Source organism: Paraciimarium castrense LEGE 11436, assembly GCF_056633055.1.
The window spans coordinates 246,163-262,965 of record NZ_JBSJOW010000001.1 but is presented as its reverse complement, the minus strand read 5'-3'; the positions used below and the strand labels follow the sequence as shown (position 1 = coordinate 262,965).

General features: G+C 71.9%; 16 protein-coding genes. 8 read left to right on the top strand and 8 right to left on the bottom strand.

The features are described from left to right. Window positions 1-24 precede the first annotated feature (24 nt). Window positions 25-792 (top strand): DUF1350 family protein, encoded by a 768-nt coding sequence (locus ACWJIO_RS01375; RefSeq protein WP_480310890.1) that lies wholly within the window; start codon window positions 25-27, stop codon window positions 790-792. Between the two features lie 165 nt (window positions 793-957). Here ACWJIO_RS01375 and acs read toward each other — a convergent pair whose 3' ends face one another. Beyond that, window positions 958-2,925: an acetate--CoA ligase gene (gene acs / locus ACWJIO_RS01370; protein WP_480310889.1), complete on the bottom strand. Its 1,968-nt coding sequence runs from the start codon at window positions 2,923-2,925 to the stop codon at window positions 958-960. Between the two features lie 149 nt (window positions 2,926-3,074). Here acs and ACWJIO_RS01365 point away from each other — a divergent pair, with 149 nt between their 5' ends. Then, on the top strand, window positions 3,075-3,431 hold the full coding sequence (locus tag ACWJIO_RS01365) for a hypothetical protein (protein ID WP_480310887.1): 357 nt from the start codon (window positions 3,075-3,077) through the stop codon (window positions 3,429-3,431). Between the two features lie 12 nt (window positions 3,432-3,443). Further along, window positions 3,444-4,109, top strand: coding sequence for an HAD family hydrolase (locus tag ACWJIO_RS01360; RefSeq protein WP_480310886.1), 666 nt, complete (start codon window positions 3,444-3,446; stop codon window positions 4,107-4,109). Window positions 4,110-4,122: 13 nt separating this feature from the next. On the opposite strand, the gene sds is transcribed toward ACWJIO_RS01360, so the two are convergent. The 5 genes from sds to ACWJIO_RS01335 are packed head-to-tail and all read right to left on the bottom strand — an operon-like array spanning window position 4,123 to window position 8,674. Continuing rightward, entirely contained in the window at window positions 4,123-5,094 is a 972-nt protein-coding gene (sds, locus tag ACWJIO_RS01355) for a solanesyl diphosphate synthase (RefSeq protein ID WP_480310885.1), read from the bottom strand. A 23-nt stretch (window positions 5,095-5,117) separates the two neighbouring features. Beyond that, a complete protein-coding gene (murI, locus tag ACWJIO_RS01350; protein ID WP_480310883.1) occupies window positions 5,118-5,942 on the bottom strand; it encodes a glutamate racemase in 825 nt (274 codons plus the stop codon). Beyond that, a complete protein-coding gene (locus ACWJIO_RS01345; RefSeq protein ID WP_480310882.1) occupies window positions 5,942-7,045 on the bottom strand; it encodes an N-acetylmuramoyl-L-alanine amidase in 1,104 nt (367 codons plus the stop codon). Before ACWJIO_RS01345 ends, murI begins: the two co-directional genes overlap by 1 nt. 12 nt (window positions 7,046-7,057) lie before the next feature. Further along, a complete protein-coding gene (locus ACWJIO_RS01340; RefSeq protein ID WP_480310881.1) occupies window positions 7,058-7,876 on the bottom strand; it encodes a carbon-nitrogen hydrolase family protein in 819 nt (272 codons plus the stop codon). 42 nt (window positions 7,877-7,918) lie between these two features. Beyond that, window positions 7,919-8,674, bottom strand: coding sequence for a 2-phosphosulfolactate phosphatase family protein (locus tag ACWJIO_RS01335; RefSeq protein ID WP_480310879.1), 756 nt, complete (start codon window positions 8,672-8,674; stop codon window positions 7,919-7,921). Between the two features lie 143 nt (window positions 8,675-8,817). Between ACWJIO_RS01335 and ACWJIO_RS01330 the strand changes: the two genes are divergently transcribed. Genes ACWJIO_RS01330 through glmU form a run of 5 tightly spaced genes read left to right on the top strand, consistent with a single transcriptional unit; the run spans window position 8,818 to window position 14,481 of the window. Then, complete coding sequence (locus tag ACWJIO_RS01330; RefSeq protein WP_480311497.1) at window positions 8,818-10,404, top strand: UbiD family decarboxylase; 1,587 nt, start codon at window positions 8,818-8,820, stop codon at window positions 10,402-10,404. Beyond that, window positions 10,404-10,835, top strand: a complete 432-nt coding sequence (locus ACWJIO_RS01325) for an Rrf2 family transcriptional regulator (protein ID WP_193813779.1) — start codon at window positions 10,404-10,406, stop codon at window positions 10,833-10,835. Before ACWJIO_RS01330 ends, ACWJIO_RS01325 begins: the two co-directional genes overlap by 1 nt. A gap of 43 nt (window positions 10,836-10,878) precedes the next feature. After that, window positions 10,879-12,201, top strand: a complete 1,323-nt coding sequence (aroA, locus tag ACWJIO_RS01320) for a 3-phosphoshikimate 1-carboxyvinyltransferase (protein ID WP_480310878.1) — start codon at window positions 10,879-10,881, stop codon at window positions 12,199-12,201. Then, on the top strand, window positions 12,176-13,102 hold the full coding sequence (locus tag ACWJIO_RS01315; RefSeq protein ID WP_480310877.1) for an MnmC family methyltransferase: 927 nt from the start codon (window positions 12,176-12,178) through the stop codon (window positions 13,100-13,102). Before aroA ends, ACWJIO_RS01315 begins: the two co-directional genes overlap by 26 nt. A gap of 26 nt (window positions 13,103-13,128) precedes the next feature. Beyond that, the gene (gene glmU, locus ACWJIO_RS01310; protein ID WP_480310876.1) at window positions 13,129-14,481 is read left to right on the top strand and encodes a bifunctional UDP-N-acetylglucosamine diphosphorylase/glucosamine-1-phosphate N-acetyltransferase GlmU; all 1,353 of its coding nucleotides are present in this window, start codon (window positions 13,129-13,131) and stop codon (window positions 14,479-14,481) included. A gap of 25 nt (window positions 14,482-14,506) precedes the next feature. On the opposite strand, the gene ACWJIO_RS01305 is transcribed toward glmU, so the two are convergent. After that, a complete protein-coding gene (locus ACWJIO_RS01305; protein ID WP_480310874.1) occupies window positions 14,507-15,886 on the bottom strand; it encodes a UDP-N-acetylmuramoyl-tripeptide--D-alanyl-D-alanine ligase in 1,380 nt (459 codons plus the stop codon). 8 nt (window positions 15,887-15,894) lie between these two features. Beyond that, the gene (locus tag ACWJIO_RS01300; RefSeq protein ID WP_480310872.1) at window positions 15,895-16,782 is read right to left on the bottom strand and encodes a hypothetical protein; all 888 of its coding nucleotides are present in this window, start codon (window positions 16,780-16,782) and stop codon (window positions 15,895-15,897) included. Window positions 16,783-16,803: the final 21 nt, after the last annotated feature.

The window sequence follows — 16,803 nt, the reverse complement described above, 5'->3', positions numbered from 1 at the left end:
CACCACCGACGCGGAGCGAGCGCCATGGCGCCCTGGCAACAACGGGACAAGCTCTGGTGCGTGGAGCCGCCGGGCAGCCCCCGGGGGCTGATCGAATTCATCGGCGGCAGCTACCTGGCAGCCAGCCCCCAGCTCAGTTACCGCCGTCTGCTGGAGGCCCTGGCCGCCCAGGGCTGGCGGGTGCATGCCTGGAGCTATGTGCCGGGCTTCGACCACCAGGCCCAGGCCAATGAGGCCTGGCGGCAGTTCCGGCTCAGCCGGGCCGGCGACGGCGCCCTGCTCGAATCGGCGGCGGCGGCCCAGCGGCCCGTGCTGCGCCTGGGCCACAGCCTCGGCTGCAAGCTGCACCTGCTGGCACCGGATGGCGGCCGCCGCAACGCCGCCCTGGTGGCCCTGAGCTTCAACAACTTCTCAGCGGAGCGCTCCGTGCCGCTGCTGGCCGAACTGGGCCAGCAGCTGCGCTTTCGCAGTGAGTTCAGCCCCTCACCGGAGGAGACGCTGCGCCAGATCAGCGCCACCTACCTGCAGCCCCACAACCTGCTGGTGCGCTTCAGCCGCGATGGCATCGACCAGAGCAGCCGCCTGCTGGGGGTGTTGCAGGCCCGTCCCGGCGACGACTCGACTCTGCTGGAACTGCCGGGCGACCACCTGACGCCGGCCAGCGGCGGCCTGCGCAAGCAGGTCCTCGGGGCCTGGGCCGATGATCCAGCCCGCCAGCGGGGCATGGAGCGGCTGGCGGGGCAGATCAGCAGCTGGAGCGAGGCATGCGCCCCTGGCGTGGGCCGCAGCTGAAGACCCCGTCAGTCCAGGGGTTCCGGGGGCGGGGCAGCAGGCTGCGGATCGGGCCGCAGCCGGGAATGCGGTCATAGAGCCGTCACTCCAGGCGCTGGTGCAGCTGAACGCGCACGCGGCCGGCGGCTTCAGGCCCCGGGCCCTGGGCCAAAGCGACCCATGGCCTCACACCCGCAGCTGATCGAGCACGGAGCGGTCCTCCAGGGTGGAGGTGTCGCCACTCACCTCCTGGCCCGCCGCCAGGGAGCGCAGGATGCGCCGCATGATCTTGCCGCTGCGGGTCTTGGGCAGGGCATCGCTGAAGCGGATGTCATCGGGGCGGGCGATCGGGCCGATTTCCTGGCCCACGTGGGCGCGCAGCTCAGCCACCAGGGCCTGGTCGCCGGCGCGCCCGCTTTCGAGGGTCACGAAGGCCACCACGCCCTCGCCCTTGAGGTCGTCGGGCCGGCCCACCACGGCGGCTTCCGCCACGGCCGGATGGCTCACCAGGGCCGATTCGATCTCCATCGTGCCCAGGCGGTGACCGCTCACATTGATCACGTCATCGACGCGGCCCATCACCCAGAAGTAGCCGTCGGCATCGCGGCGGGCACCGTCGCCAGCGAAGTAAAGCCAGGAGCCGTCGGCCGGGCGGATCTCCTCCCAGTAGCTCCTGCGGAAGCGCTCCGGGTCGCCGTGGACCGTGCGCATCATCCCAGGCCAGGGGCGCCGCACCGCCAGGTAGCCGCCGGCATCGGCGGGCTGAGACACCCCCTCATGGTCCACCACATCGGCCACGATGCCCGGCAGGGGCAGGGTGCAGGAGCCGGGCTTGGTGGGGGTGGCCCCCGGCAGCGGGCTCACCATCACCCCACCGGTCTCGGTCTGCCACCAGGTGTCCACCACCGGGCAGCGGTTGCCGCCGATCACCTCCCGATACCACATCCAGGCCTCGGGGTTGATCGGCTCGCCCACCGTGCCGAGGATCCTGAGGCTGCTCATGTCGTGCTGATCAGGCACCTCGCGTCCGCTCTTCATGAAGGCCCGGATCGCCGTGGGGGCCGTGTAAAAGAGGGTCACCCGGTGCTTCTGGATCACCTCCCAGAAGGCACCCGGCTTGGAAGGGCGCGGTGCCCCTTCGTACATCACCGTGGTGGCGCCGTTGGAGAGGGGCCCGTAGACGATGTAGCTGTGGCCGGTGATCCAGCCCACATCGGCGGTGCACCAGTGGATGTCGTCCTCGCGCAGGTCGAAGATCCACTGGAAGGTGAGGTGGGCCCAGAGGTTGTAGCCGGCGGTGGTGTGCACCACGCCCTTGGGCTTGCCGGTGGAGCCGGAGGTGTAGAGCACGAACAACCGGTCTTCACTGGCCATCGGCTCGGCCGGGCAGCTGTCGGCCTGGGAATCCACCAGCTCCTGCCACCACCCATCCCGCCCCGGCTCCATGGCGCAGTTCTCGCCCGTGCGCCGCACCACCAGCACGTGCTCAACGCTGGGGGCCGCACCGCCTGCCAGGGCCGCATCCACCGCCGGCTTGAGGGCCACGGGCTTGTCCTTGCGGAAGCCGCCGTCGGCGGTGATCACCAGCTTCACGTCGCCGTCGATCAGCCGGTCGCGCAGGGCCTCGGCCGAGAACCCCCCGAACACCACCGAATGGGGTGCCCCGATGCGAGCGCAGGCCAGCATGGCGATGGCCGCCTCCGGCACCATCGGCATGTAAAGGGCCACCAGGTCACCCTTGCCGATGCCGAGGGCCTTGAGGGCATTGGCCGCCTGGCACACCGCCCCATGCAGCTCGCGGTAGCTGAAGCGGCGGGTATCGCCGGGTTCCCCCTCCCAGATCAGGGCCGTCTTGTCGGCCCGGGGCCCCGCCAGGTGGCGGTCGAGGCAGTTGTAGCTGAGGTTGGTGCGGCCGCCCTCGAACCAGCGGGCAAAGGGCGGATCGCTCCAGTCGAGCACCGTGTGGAACGGCTCGAACCAGTGCAGGTGCTGCCGGGCCTGCCGGCCCCAGAAGCCATCGGGGTCGGCCTCCACCTCGGCCACCAGGTCGCGGTAGGCCTGCATGGAGCCGATCCCGGCGGTGGCGGCCAGCTCCGCCGGCGGCGCAAAGACGCGATCTTCGTGGAGCACGGATTCGATCGTGGCCTCAGACATCGCCATGGCAGCAGTCAGGGATGCATTCTGAGCTGCGACGTCCCGATAGAGAGGAACACCCACTGGCCGCTGCAGGAACCAGCCCTGGTGCCGGTGACCGCCTGACACAGGTCCGGGGCACCGTCTACTCCACCCCCGGCAACCATGCTGTGACCGGGCGTGCCTGGGGGTTCTGGTACCTCCGCACCAGCAAGAAGGTGTGGTTCCGGGTGGATCGGGGGGCGGTGGAGGGTCTCCAGCCCGTGTTCACCTACAACGGCAGGCCAATCCTTCACTGGAGCGAGCTGGCCAGGAGCCCAGCCCATTCCTCCCGGACTGGCCCGGCCCCGGTGGTCTGGGGGCACTATCTCGGCAGCAACTGGGCCGAGGGTCCGGCGGACACCCAGCTCTATCTGCAGATCTGGACCCGCTGGACCTGGCTCCATCCCGAGGCCTGCGGCCGGCCGGAGCGGTTCGCCGTGGCGTTCCGCGAGTCAGCGCCAGCCCCATGCGGTCACCGCCCCTGAGAGAATGGCGCCATGAAGCGCCCCGCGGCCTGTCTGTTCGATCTCGACGGGCTCCTGCTCGACACCGAACCGCTCCATGCCAGGGCCTGGCAGGAGGCCGCCAGCCGCTTCGGCCGCCCCCTGAGCGCCGCCGAGCTCACCAGCCTGCGGGGGCGGCGGCGCCTGGACTGCGCCGAGCAGGTGTGCGCCTGGATCAGCGCCAGCCCCTGCGCCAGCCCAGGGGCCAAACCCGGCATGGCCGAACTGCTGGCCGTGCGCCAGCCGATCGCAGAGGCCCTGCTGATACAAGCGCCTCCGATCCAGGGAGCCCCCGAGTTGTTGCAGCGCTGCCGCGACCGGGCGATCCCCATGGCGCTGGTGACCAGCAGCGCCGAAGCTTCCGTGGCGCTCAAATGCGCCGCCCATGGCTGGCTCGGCACGATGGAGGCCTGCGTCTACGGCGACGATCCCGAGCTCAGGGCCGGCAAGCCGGCTCCCGATCCGTTCCTGATGGCAGCGCGGCGGCTGGGGGTGCCCAGCCGCGACTGCTGGGCCTTCGAGGACTCCCTGGCCGGCAGTCAGGCGGCCCTGGCGGCTGGCTGCCAGGTGTATGTGCTGCTGCCCGACGGGGCCCGCAGGGATCACTACCCAGCCGGCGTGCAGTGCCTGAGCTCACTCGATGAGGTGCTGCTCGGGTAGCTGGGCAGGGGGGTCAGTAGAGCCGGCTGAGCACAAAATCCGGCAGGGCCCGCAGGGCACTGCGAGGTTCAGACGGGGCCAGCCAGCCAATCGACTCGGCCGCCTCCCGCGCAAACTGCTCGGCCAGGGCGCGGGAGCGGGGGATGGCCTCGCAGCCTCGCACCAGGTCCAGGGCCTGCTCCAGATCGCCGTGCTCAGAGAACTCGCGCTCGATCAACCCCGCCAGGGCCGGCCGTTCCTGCAGGGCGTAGAGCACCGGTGCCGTGAGGTAGCCGGAGGCGAGGTCGCTGGCGGCGGGTTTGCCCAGCTGCTGATCGCTGCCGGTGAAGTCGAGGATGTCGTCCACCACCTGGAAGGCCAGGCCGAGCTGGCGGCCGAAGCGGTAGAGATCGTCCAGGTGGCTGGCGGGCAGAGCCGAAAGCACCCCGGCAGCCCGGGCACTGTTGGCGATCAGTGAGGCCGTCTTGCAGTAGCTCTTCTCGAGGTAGCTCTCGAAGCTCTGGGTGGTGTCGTAGCGGAACAGGCCCTGCTTCACCTCGCCATCGGCCAGATCCATGATCACCCGGCTGAGCAGCTTCACCACGTCGAGGTCGTCGAGGTTGGCGAGGTGCCAGCTGGCCTGGGCGAAGAGGAAGTCTCCCGCCAGCACCGCCACCCGGTAGTTGAAGCGGCTGTGCACGGTGTCCACGCCGCGGCGGGTGGCCGCCTCGTCCACCACGTCATCGTGGACGAGGGAGGCGGTGTGGATCATTTCGGTGATCTCAGCCAGCCGCCGGTGCCGGGGCGTGAGCTCTCCGTCCGGGGCCACGGCCCGGGACAACAGCAGCACGATGCCCGGCCGCAGGCGCTTGCCGCCCGCGGCGAACAGGTGCTCGGCCGCCGCTTGAAGAATGGGATGCCCCGCCCCGATCAGGCTGCGCAGATCCGAGAGCAGGGTGTCGAGATCGGCCTCCACCGGCTGGAGCAGCTCTGCAACCGTTGCCACATCACCTCCGCCGTGTCGCGATCCTAGAAGGCGCGTGCTGCCGTCCGCAGGTCCACCCGCTCCACGGCGGGGCGATGGCCGAGCCAGTCTTCGGCGCCGGCGGCGAAGGTGTCCGGGCAGCCGGTGACGCAGAGCCGGGAGCGCTGCTCCAGGGGCAGCACCAACTCGGCGCGGCGCTCCACCTCCGGCGATTCACCGAGGCTGCCGAGCAGGGGGCCGAGCCGCTCCACCACCGCCAGGGCAGGGTCCACCAGTTCCACCCCAGCCGGGAGCAGCTCGGTGAGCAGCGGCCGCAGCAGCGGGTAGTGGCTGCAGCCCAGCACCACCGTGTCCACCTCGGCGGCCAGCAGCGGTGCCAGGTAGGTCCGGGCCACCCGACGCAGGGCATCGGAATCGCGGTGGCCGGCCTCGATCAGGCCCACGAACTCCGGGCAGCCCACCTCGGTGACCGTCGCCATCGGCCGACTGGCATGGATGGCCCGGCGGTAGGCGCCGCTGGCGGCGGTGGCGGGGGTGGCCAGCACCCCCACCCGATCACTGCTGATCACGGCGGCCACGCTGTCAATCAGGCCCAGCACCGGCACGGCGGCCTCGGAAACGGCCACGTCGAGGGCCAGGGCGTTGCAGGTGTTGCAGGCCATCACCAGAACACCCACGTCCTCGGCCCGCAGCCACTGAACCACCTCGGCGGCGATCTGACGGATCTCCTCCGGGCTGCGGCTGCCGTAGGGCACCCGGGCCGTGTCCCCGAGGTAGAGGCAACGGGAGTGGGGATGCCGTTCCGTGACCCGGCGCAGGACCGTGAGCCCACCGACGCCACTGTCGAACAGGCCCACGAGCAGCTCCATCAGCGCCCCCCCAGGAACTGCAGGATGCCGGTGGCCAACGCCATGGCGAGGCGGCGGCGATGGGAGGGATCGGCCAGGCGCGGCGCGTCGAAAGCTCCGGTGACGAAGCCCATCTCCACCAGGGAGGCCGGCATCACGGTGCGGCGGATCACGAAGAAGCGGCCGGCCTTGACGCCCCGATCCGGTGAGCCCGGTGACACAGACATCATCTGGGCCTGCAGCGCCCGCGCCAGGCGCAGCGACTGCCCCCCGGAGAAATAGAAGGTCTCAACGCCGTTCACATCCGGGCGGGCCATGCTCAGGGCGTTGGCGTGGATGCTCACGAACGCATCGGCACCCACCCGGTTGGCCAGGGCCACCCGCGGCGGCAGGTCCACATCCACGTCCGAGGTGCGGGTCATCACCACATTGACGCCGCGGGCCTGCAGCAGCCGGGCCACCTGCAGCGACACGTCGAGCACGACGTCGGTCTCGCGCAGGCCGCGGATGCCCACGGCGCCTGGATCAGGGCCGCCGTGTCCGGGGTCGATCACCACCCGGAAGCGGCCCCGGGGCACCACGGGCAGGCCATCGGCGGAGAGGGGCGTGCTGGCGGTGGGGAAGCTGGGGCCAGGCCCGGCGGCGATGGGGGTGCGGCTGTCCACATCACCCTCGCCCAGGCCCAGCAGCACCGGCCGGCTCAGGCCCTTGAACTCCAGCCTCCAGCGGTCCGAGGCGGTGCCCACCAGGCGCAGGTCCGCAGGGTCGAGCTCGGTTCCAGGCCTGAACTCCACCACGATCCGGGTGGTGGTGGGCGTGGGCTTGCCGATCCGCACCTCGCGCACATCGCCACTGCCGCGGATCGAGCGGGTGCGCGACGGCGCCCCGGGCAGATCCACCCACACCCGCGGGCCCCGCAGCCGTGTGCCGTCTTCAAAGAAGGCCTGCAGCCTCACATTGGGGCTGGTGCGCAGCTCCAGGGCCCCCTGGCGCGTGATCCGCCAGGCGGCCAGGCTCGAGGCCAGGGCCGGCAGATCGGCCAGCACCAGCGCGACGGCCAGCAGCCCCCGCAGCAGGCCGAGGCGGCGGGGGGACCCTGCGCTGCCGGGGCCTCTCTGTGGCATGGGGGCAGCCACTCAGAACAGGGCCGGACGCCGGTGCTGCAGGCTCGGCATCTGAGCCCGCACCCGCTCGCCATGGCGTGGGTCAACCGGCGCGACCGCCAGGCCGGGAGCATCGCCGGCATCGGCCAGCACCGTGCCCCAGGGGTCGATCACCAGGGCATGGCCATGGCTCTGGCGGCGGCCGTAGTGGTGGCCCGTCTGGGCCGGGGCCACCACGTAGGCGGTGTTTTCGATCGCCCTGGCCTGCAGCAGCACCTGCCAGTGGTCCTTGCCGGTGAAGGCCGTGAAGGCGGCCGGCACCATCAGCACATCGGCCCCGGCCCCGGCCAGATGGCGGTAGAGCTCAGGGAAGCGCACGTCGTAACAGATGGAGATGCCGATGCGGCCCAGGCCGGGCACCACCGCCACCGGCGGCAGCTCGGTGCCGGGACGCACCGTGGCCGACTCCCGGTAGGTGTTGCCGTCGGGGAGATCCACATCGAAGAGGTGGATCTTGTCGTAGCGGGCCAGCAGCTGGCCTTCGGTGCCCACCAGTTCAGCCCGGTTCAGGGTCTGGCCGTCCCCGGCGGGCACGGGGAAGCCCCCACCCAGCAGGGTCACCTGGTAGCGGCGCGCCATGGTCACCAGAAAGCTGCTGCAGCGCTCCCCCAGGCTGGGCGCCAGCTCCAGGCGCAGCTCGTCGTCTCCCATGAAGGCGAAGTTCTCGGGCAGACCCACCAGCTCGGCCCCACGGCGGGCGGCCAGCTCGATCTGTTCCTCGGCGGCGGCAAAATTGTCGTCCGGGACCGGAGTGCTGGTGAGCTGCACCGCTGCCGCCAGATAACTGCTCACCTGATGCCAAAAAAGATCCGCCGCACTGTAAGGGCCTCCCCCTCAGCCGGCTCTGAGCACGCCGGGCTCGCTCTGGGTCGGCACGATCGTGAGGGTGTCCAAAGCGCTGCAGCAGGCGAAATCGGCGTCGTGGTCGCCCAGGGCGATCAGTCGCTTGCCGTGGCTGGCCGCCCGCAGGCAGGTTTCAGGGTCGCTGTGCCACTGCTGCCAGAGGGCCAGGGCGGCCAGCATCTCGTCATTGCCCAGGTCCACCCCCCGGTGGGGGGCCACCGCCAGCTCGATGGCGGCCGAGGCCACGGCCCCCGCCGCCAGGCTGTCCTCCAGGGAGTAGTCGCCCTCCCAACCGCTGCCGACGATCCACACCCGCTCCACGCCGGCCTCCAGCAGCCGGCGGGCCACGGCGGTGCGGTTCGGCAGGCAGGCGGTGACCAGCAGGGGCACTGCGCGCACCGCCTGCAGCGAACGGGTGCCGTTGGTGGTGCTCATGAAGATGCGCTTGCCGGCCACCCGCTCGGCGGTCACCGCAAGGGGGGAATTGCCCAGGTCGTAGCCCGCGACGCGCTGGCCGCCCCGCTCCCCGGCCCGCAGGGTTTGCGCGGGGGGCCAGGCGGCGGCGGCCCGGTCCAGGGCCTCCAGATCGGCGAAGGCCTCGATCGCCTCGGCGCCGTTCTGCAGCGACCAGGCGATGGTGGTGGTGGCGCGCAGCACATCGATCACCACGGCGGCCTGGGGCCCGCCCTCGGCCGCGGCGGCCACGGGGGGCACGCACTCGGATGTGGGGTAGTAGGAGATCTGCACGAAGGCGGCACCGCTGTCGGCCTCAGAGTAGGGAGCGTGCCCCGCAGGCCAGGGGCCGCAGCGGCGGGAGTGATTGCGGCACAGTGCATCGGCCGGCGCGCCCTGGCGTGCAGCGACTCGATTTCACCCATCCCCTCTCCGCGATGACCGCCACCGAGGCTGCCCCCGTCACCCGTCGCCGCCACCGCCGCGACCTGCGCGGTTTCCTGGAGCTGCTGGAGAGCCGCCAGCAGCTGCGGCGCATCCAGGCCCCCGTGGACCCGGACCTGGAGCTGGCGGCGATCTCCGATCGGGTGCTGAGCTGCGGCGGGCCTGCCCTGCTGTTCGAGAACGTGCTGGGCTCCTCGATGCCGGTGGCCATCAACCTGCTCGGCACCCAGGAGCGGGTGCTGTGGAGCATGGGCATGGAGCGCCCCGAAGAGCTGGAGGCCCTGGGCGAGCGCCTGGCCCTGCTGCAGCAACCCAGGCCGCCCAAGGGCCTGCGCGAGGCCACCCGCTTCGGCGGGGTGCTCTGGGACGTGGTCAAGGCCCGCCCCGACCTCGACCTGCTGCCCCCCTGCCAGCAGCAGGTGTTCAAGGGCGAGGACGTGAACCTCGATGCCATCCCGATGCTGCGCCCCTGGCCGGGCGATGCCGGCCGGATCATCACCCTGGGGCTGGTGATCACCAAGGACCCCGAAACCGGCACCCCCAACGTGGGCGTCTACCGGCTGCAGCAGCAGTCGATCAACTCCATGACCGTGCACTGGCTGAGCGTGCGCGGCGGTGCCCGCCACCTGCGCAAGGCGGCGGCCCTGGGCAGGAAGCTGGAGATCGCCATCGCCATCGGCGTGCACCCCCTGCTGGTGATGGCGGCGGCCACGCCGATCCCGGTGCAGCTGAGCGAATGGCTGTTCGCGGGCATCTACGCCGGCGAGGGAGTGCGGCTGGCCAAATGCAAGACGGTGAACCTCGAGGTGCCCAGCCACAGCGAAGTGGTGCTGGAGGGCACGATCACCCCGGGTGAGGAGCTGGCCGATGGACCCTTCGGGGATCACATGGGCTTCTACGGCGGCGAGGAGCCCTCGCCGCTGGTGCGCTTCCAGTGCGTCACCCAGCGCCGCCAGCCGATCTACTTCACCACCTTCAGCGGCCGTCCCCCCAAGGAGGACGCCATGCTGGCCATCGCCCTGAACCGCATCTACACGCCGATCCTGCGGCAGCAGATCCCGGAGATCGTCGATTTCTTCCTGCCGATGGAGGGGCTCAGCTACAAGCTGGCCGTGATCGCCATCGACAAGGCTTACCCCGGTCAGGCGAAGCGGGCGGCGATGGCCTTCTGGACGGCCCTGCCCCAGTTCACCTACACGAAGTTCGTGGTGGTGGTGGACAAGGCGATCAACATCCGCGATCCCCGCCAGGTGATCTGGGCCATCAGCGCCCTGGTGGATCCCCAGCGGGATCTGTTCGTGCTGGGCGACACGCCCTTCGACAGCCTCGACTTCGCCAGCGAGCGGCTGGGCCTGGGCGGTCGCCTGGCCATCGATGCCACCACCAAGGTGGGCCCGGAGAAGCGCCACCCCTGGGGCGAGCCCCTGCAGCGCCCTGCCGAGCTGGAGGCCCGCCTCGACGGCCGCTGGCAGGAGCTGGGGCTGGGGGATGTGGGCAGCCAGCAGGCGGACCCCGCCCTGTTCGGCTACACCCTCGAACACGTGCTGGAGCGACTCAGCCAGGCCGGCCTGGGCGGCTGATGCTGAGCAAGGGCAGCACCGATGCCCTGCGGGCCCTGCTGGAACTGGCTGAGGCTCCGGAGCGCTGGCGCTCCACCAGGGAGCTGGCCGAGGCCCAGCAGCTGGCCGAGCCGATGCTGGAGCAGCTGCTGCTGAGGCTGCGCCGGGCCGGCCTGCTGCAGGCGCGGCGCGGCCGCCTGGGGGGCTACCGCCTGGCCCGACCGCCCCATCAGATCGGCGTGCAGGAGGTGATCGCCGCCGTGCAGGGACCCTCCAGCCCCTCTGCCGAGAGCGGTGGCTCCGCCGCTGACCAGGTGACCCGGGCCCTGGAGGCCCGGCTGCAGCGGGCCGTGACCCGGGCGCTGCTGGAGCTGAGCCTGGAGGAGCTGCTGTTCGACCTGCGCAGTGCCGAGGCCTGCCGCGACGGCGAGGCCGGTCTGCTGCTGGGCTGAGCGGGCGCGCTCCATAGGATCACGGCAACGCGAAGCCGCCGCCTTGGTCCAGCTCTCCAGCAGCACGCCGCTCCCCCTGCCGGCCGGAGGCCGCCTGCGCGGCAGCGTGCGGGTGCCGGGGGACAAGTCGATCTCGCACCGGGCCCTGCTGTTCGGCGCCATCGCCGGCGGTGAGACCCGCATCGAGGGCCTGCTGCCGGCCGAAGACCCGCTCAGCACGGCGGCGTGCCTGCGGGCCATGGGCGTGGAGGTGTCGCCGATCGCCGCGGGCCAGCTGGTGCGGGTGCAGGGGGTGGGGCTCGATGGGCTGCAGGAGCCCGCTGAGGTGCTCGAGTGCGGCAACTCCGGCACCACCATGCGGCTGATGCTGGGCCTGCTGGCCGGCCGGCAGGGGCGCCACTTCGTGCTCAACGGCGATGGCTCCCTGCGGGGCAGGCCGATGCGGCGCGTGGGCGACCCCCTGACCGCGATGGGGGCCTCGATCCATGGCCGCAGCGGCGGCAACTTCGCGCCCCTGGCCGTGCTGGGCCGCTCGCTCCAGGGCAGCACCCTGCACACCCCGGTGGCCTCGGCCCAGGTGAAGAGCGCCATCCTGCTGGCGGCGCTCACGGCCAGGGGCGACACCACGGTGATCGAACCGGCCCAGAGCCGCGACCACAGCGAGCGCATGCTGCGGGCCTTCGGGGCCGATCTGGAGGTGGGCGGGGAGGCGCGCACCTGCGTCACCGTGCGGCCGGGAGCCAGCCTGACGGGGCAGCACGTGGTGGTGCCAGGCGACATCAGCTCGGCGGCCTTCTGGCTGGTGGCCGCTGCCGTGATCCCCGGTGCCGAGCTCACGGTGGAGAACGTGGGCCTCAACCCCAGCCGCACCGGCATCCTGGACGTGCTGGAGCAGATGGGGGCCCGGCTGGAGGTGCTGCAGCGGCGCACTGTGGCCGGGGAACCGGTGGGGGATCTGCGGGTGAGCCATGGTCCACTGCAGGCCTTTGACATCGGCGGCGACCTGGTGCCGCGGCTGGTGGATGAAATTCCGGTCCTGGCGGTGGCCGCCTGCTGCGCCGAGGGCATCAGCCGTATCCGCGATGCCGCCGAGCTGCGGGTGAAGGAGACCGACCGGCTGGCCGTGATGACCCGTCAGCTGGGGGCGATGGGGGCCCGCATCGAGGCCTTTGACGACGGCCTGGCGATCATTGGCGGTGTGCCGCTGCACGGGGCCGAGCTCGACAGCGAGACCGACCACCGGGTGGCCATGAGCCTGGCGGTGGCCAGCCGACTCGCCAGCGGCGACAGCCTGCTGCACCGGCCCGAGGCGGCGGCCGTGTCCTACCCCGGCTTCTGGGATGACCTGCAACGCCTCAGCGCTTAGGCCAGCGGCCGGGGCCGACGGCAGCTTCAGCCTGCACAGCGGTGCGTTCGGTGAGGGCTTCCACAGCCCGGCTGGTGCCCGCTGGGAGGCGGACCACACCTACCTGGGGCCGGCCGAGCTGCAGCGCTACGCGGCCGGCGCCGAGCTGCGGGTGCTCGATGTTGGGGTGGGGCTGGGCTACAACAGCGCCGTTCTGCTGGAAGCCGCGGCGGAGCGGGACCTGACGCTGCGCTGGTGGGGACTGGAGCAGGACCCGCGGCCGCTGCAGCTCGCTCTGGCCGATCCTGGCTTCTGTGCCCAGTGGCGGCCCTCCACCCTGCAGCAGCTGGGCCAGGTGTTGCGGGGTGAGGCCGGCTGGCCCGGGCGGATCCTCTGGGGCGATGCCCGCCAGCAGCTGGTGGGCCTGGAGCCTTGGCTGCGGGGCCGCTGTGATCTGGTGCTGCTCGACCCCTTCTCTCCCCGGCACTGCCCCCAGCTCTGGAGCCAGGACTTCCTGGGGCGGCTGGCCCGCCTGCTGGCCCCAGGCGGCAGGCTGCTCACGTACTGCTCAGCAGCAGCCGCGAGGGGCAGTCTGCGGGACGCCGGCCTTGAGCTCGCTGCACTCCAGGCCCCCGCAGGGGCTCCAGGCCTGCGGCCCCGCTGGAGTGGGGGCACGGTGGCAGGCCCCCGCCCCCTGGCCCCGAGCACCCTGCTTCGCCCCCTCAGCGCCATGGAGGAAGAGCACCTGCTCACCAGGGCAGGTGAGCCCTACCGCGACCCCTCCGCTCGGGCCGGCGCCACAGAGATCCAGGCCAGCCGGCTCCAGGCCCAGGCCCGGACAGGCCGCAGCAGCACGGGGGCCTGGCGGCGCCGCTGGGGCCTGGACCATCCCCGCCGCAACGGCGTGGTTGGGCCCACGTAGATTCCCGCCAGCCGTTGCTTACGCCCATGCTCGCCGTTGCCGTGCTGGCCGCTGGGAAGGGCACACGGATGAAGAGCGAGCTGCCCAAGGTGCTGCAGCCGCTGGCCGGGGCCACGCTGGTGGAGCGGGTGCTGGGCAGCTGCCGGCACCTGGGCCCCGAGAGACAGCTGCTGATCGTGGGTCACCAGGCGGAACGGGTGGAGGCCTCCCTGGCGGCGCTGGAAGGCCTCGAGTTCGTGCTGCAGCAGCCCCAGAACGGCACCGGCCATGCGGTGCAGCAACTGCTGGAGCCCCTGCAGGGGTTCAGCGGCGACCTGCTGGTGCTGAACGGGGATGTGCCCCTGCTGCGGCCGGAGACCCTGGAGGCGCTGCTGGAGCAGCACCGCAGCAGGGGCGCCGGCGTGACCCTGCTCACGGCCCGGCTGGACGACCCCAGTGGCTACGGCCGGGTGATGGCCGATGCCTCCGGGCGGGTGAGCGCCATCGTCGAGCATCGCGACTGCAGCCCCGAGCAGCGCCTCAATCCCCTGATCAACGCCGGCATCTACTGCTTCAACTGGGCCCAGCTGGCGGCGGTGCTGCCCAGGCTCAGCAGCGACAACGACCAGGGCGAGCTCTACCTCACCGACACCGTGGCGATGCTGGAGTCGGCCACGCACCTGGAGGTGGCCGACGCGGCCGAGATCAACGGCATCAACGACCGGATCCAGCTGGCCCAGTGCGAGGCGGTGCTGCAGGAGCGGCTGCGGCGCCACTGGATGGCGGAGGGGGTGAGCTTCGTGGATCCTTCCAGCTGCACCCTCAGCGAGGGCAGCCGCTTCGGGCGGGATGTGGTGGTGGAGCCCCAGTGCCATTTCCGCGGCCACACCGAAGTTGGCTCGGGCTGCCGGATCGGCCCAGGCTGCCTGCTGGAGAACGCCCGCCTCGGGGCTGGGGTGGAGGTGCTCTACAGCGTGGTGCGCGACGCGGTGGTGGGGGCCGGCTGCTCGATCGGCCCCTACGCCCAGGTGCGGCCGGGCTCGAACCTCGGGGAGCACTGCCACCTGGGCAACTTCGTGGAGGTCAAGAACAGCAGCCTGGCCTGCCACGTGAAGGTGAACCACCTCAGCTACATCGGCGACGCCGACCTGGGTGCCGGGGTGAATGTGGGGGCCGGCACGATCACCGCCAACTACGACGGCGTGCGCAAGCACCGCACCGTGATCGGGGCGGGCAGCAAGACCGGCGCCAACTCGGTGCTGGTGGCGCCGATCCAGCTGGGCGAGAACGTGACCGTGGGCGCCGGCTCCACCCTCACCCGCAACGTGCCCTCCGGCGCCCTGGCGCTGGGTCGCGCCCGCCAGCTGGTGAAGGAGAACTGGGCTGGCCCCCAGGGCTGAAGGCGAAGGCTCAGGCGGCGAAGGCTCAGCTGCTCTCCGGCTCCAGCAGCAGGGGGAACGCCCGCTCCAGGGCCACCCCGCGGCTGGCCTTGAACAGCACGGTGTCGCCAGGAGCCAGCCAGCCGCTCAGCTCGGCGGCGGCCGCCTCCGGGCTGCTCACCCTGGCCAGCCGGCCCAGGCCATGGGCAGCCGCCTCCATTGCAGCCCCCTCCTGGCCGCCATCCACAATCAGCAGTCCCTCCAACCCCAGGGCCAACGCCCGCTGGGCCACCTGGCGGTGCAGGCTGAGGCTCTGCTCGCCGAGCTCCAGCATGGTGCCCAGCACCGCGAAGCGGCGGCCCGTGCCGTGGCGGGCGAGCAGCTCCAGGGAGGCGATCACGGCCTCGGGCGAGGCGTTGTAGGTCTCATCAAGAAGCACCACGCCGCCGCGTTCCAGCCGCCTGCTGCGGCCACCCGGCAGTTCCACCTTCAGCTGCTCGAGGCGATCGAGGCCCACCCCCAGCTCGCGGGCCACGGCCAGGGCCAGCATCAGGTTGCGGGCCTGGTGGCGGCCCTCGAGGGGCAGGGTCAACCGATGGCCATCGAGCCGCAGCAGCCCCTGCGCCTCATCCAGCTCGCCCACCCAGTGGGCCTCGGCCTCGAAGCCCTCTCCGGCCAGGGCGACCCGCACCACCCGCCCCGACCAGCTGCTGGCCAGGGCCGCATCCAGCAGAGGGTCACCGGCCGGAATCACCATCAGGCCGCCGGGGCCCAGGCCGGAGCTGATCTCACACTTGGCCTGGCCGATGGCCTCGCGGCTGCCCAGCCGGCCGATGTGGGCCGTGCCGATGTTGGTGATCACCGCCACATCGGGCTCGGCGCAGCGGCTGAGCCGGTCGATCTCCCCCAGTCCGCGCATGCCCATCTCCACCACCACCGCCCGGTGCTCGGAGGTGGCCTGCAGCAGGGTGAGCGGAACGCCGATGTCGTTGTTGTTGTTGCCGCTGGAGGCCAGAACCGGCCCCAGGGGGGCGAGCGCCGCCCGGATCAGCTCGCGGGTGCCGGTCTTGCCGGCGGAGCCGGTCACGGCCACCACCGGAGCCTGCAGCCTCCGGCGCCAGTGCTGGGCCAGCTGCTGGTAGGCCGCCAGGCTGTCGGGCACCACCCAGAGTTGGCAGCGGCGCTCAGCGGCGGCCTGCTCCAGGGCAGCGAGTGCTTCAGAGCTGAGGCGGTCGCCCTGCACCACGACAGCCCGGCTGCCGGCCTCGATGGCCTGCTGAACGAAGGCATGGCCATCGTGGCGCTCGCCCACCAGAGCCAGGAACAGACCGCCTGGTTCGAGCCGGCGGCTGTCGGTGCTCACGACGCTGGCCGCAGCTCGGGGCTCTGCCCAGATCGCATCCAGCTCAGCGAGACGCAGGGGCATGGCGCAGGTCAGGGCGGGGAAAGCAGGATCATGCCTGAACCCACCCGGGCCGATCGGGCCAGCAGCCGGCCCTCCGGATCCCGCAACTCCAGGGCGTCGTAGTCCAGCTCCCGGCTGTGCTGCTGCCAACGATCAGCCAGCCGCTGCTGCTGCGCCTGTGGCAGGGCCGCCCAGCCACGGTCCAGCTGAAGCTGGAGCTGGGGCAGACGGGCCGCCGGCGCCGGCTCCACCTGGAGCACCAGATCCCCCTCGGGGGTCGACTCCTGGAAGGCCTCCAGCAGGGGGTCCTCGGCGGAGGGCGCCGCACTCTCGGTGGGGGACGGCAGGCTGTCGGAGGCGGAAGGCACGGAGGGCTGAGCGAGGCCTTCCGGCGCTGGCACCAAAGGCGATGGCAGCGCCGAGGGGGGAAAGGGAGGGGTCTGCGGCTTGGACTGCGACGCACCCGGCCCAGGCTCGCTGCCCGCGGCCGCCAGGCCGGGCGGCAAGGAGCCAGCCGGGGACTCAGCGGCAGAGCCATCCCCAGCTTCGGCGGAGCCATCCCCAGCTGTCGCACCGCCATTCACCGAGGTGGGGGACTGGACCGGCGCGGCTGCGGGACTTCGCGACCAGGGCAGCGCCGGCAGCAGCAGGGCCGCCAGGCCGAGCAGGGCGCCCAGGGCCGCCGCCAGCATCAGGGGCCAGAACCAGGCGGCCCAGGAGCCGGGCCAGAAGGACGGACACGGCAGATCGCCCTGACGATTCAGCCGCGCCAGTTGCCGCAGCCGCAGGCGCGTGCTGGCCGCCACCGCCCGCAGATCGCGGCGCAGCAGCCGCCAGGGGTCTACGTACGGAGCCGGCAGGGCCGACGCGGCATCAGCGCGCCCAGGGCCGTCGCTGTCAGGACTGGACCCGGCCACAGCCACTGCCCCCTAAGGACG

What these genes read in the sequence shown, in the direction of transcription:
- ACWJIO_RS01375 (WP_480310890.1), top strand. Translation starts at nt 25, where the DNA reads ATGGCGCCCTGGCAACAACGGGACAAGCTCTGGTGCGTGGAGCCGCCG.
- acs (WP_480310889.1), bottom strand. Translation starts at nt 2,925, where the DNA reads ATGTCTGAGGCCACGATCGAATCCGTGCTCCACGAAGATCGCGTCTTT.
- ACWJIO_RS01360 (WP_480310886.1), top strand. Translation starts at nt 3,444, where the DNA reads ATGAAGCGCCCCGCGGCCTGTCTGTTCGATCTCGACGGGCTCCTGCTC.
- murI (WP_480310883.1), bottom strand. Translation starts at nt 5,942, where the DNA reads ATGGAGCTGCTCGTGGGCCTGTTCGACAGTGGCGTCGGTGGGCTCACG.
- ACWJIO_RS01345 (WP_480310882.1), bottom strand. Translation starts at nt 7,045, where the DNA reads ATGCCACAGAGAGGCCCCGGCAGCGCAGGGTCCCCCCGCCGCCTCGGC.
- ACWJIO_RS01330 (WP_480311497.1), top strand. Translation starts at nt 8,818, where the DNA reads ATGACCGCCACCGAGGCTGCCCCCGTCACCCGTCGCCGCCACCGCCGC.
- ACWJIO_RS01325 (WP_193813779.1), top strand. Translation starts at nt 10,404, where the DNA reads ATGCTGAGCAAGGGCAGCACCGATGCCCTGCGGGCCCTGCTGGAACTG.
- ACWJIO_RS01315 (WP_480310877.1), top strand. Translation starts at nt 12,176, where the DNA reads ATGACCTGCAACGCCTCAGCGCTTAGGCCAGCGGCCGGGGCCGACGGC.
- glmU (WP_480310876.1), top strand. Translation starts at nt 13,129, where the DNA reads ATGCTCGCCGTTGCCGTGCTGGCCGCTGGGAAGGGCACACGGATGAAG.
- ACWJIO_RS01305 (WP_480310874.1), bottom strand. Translation starts at nt 15,886, where the DNA reads ATGCCCCTGCGTCTCGCTGAGCTGGATGCGATCTGGGCAGAGCCCCGA.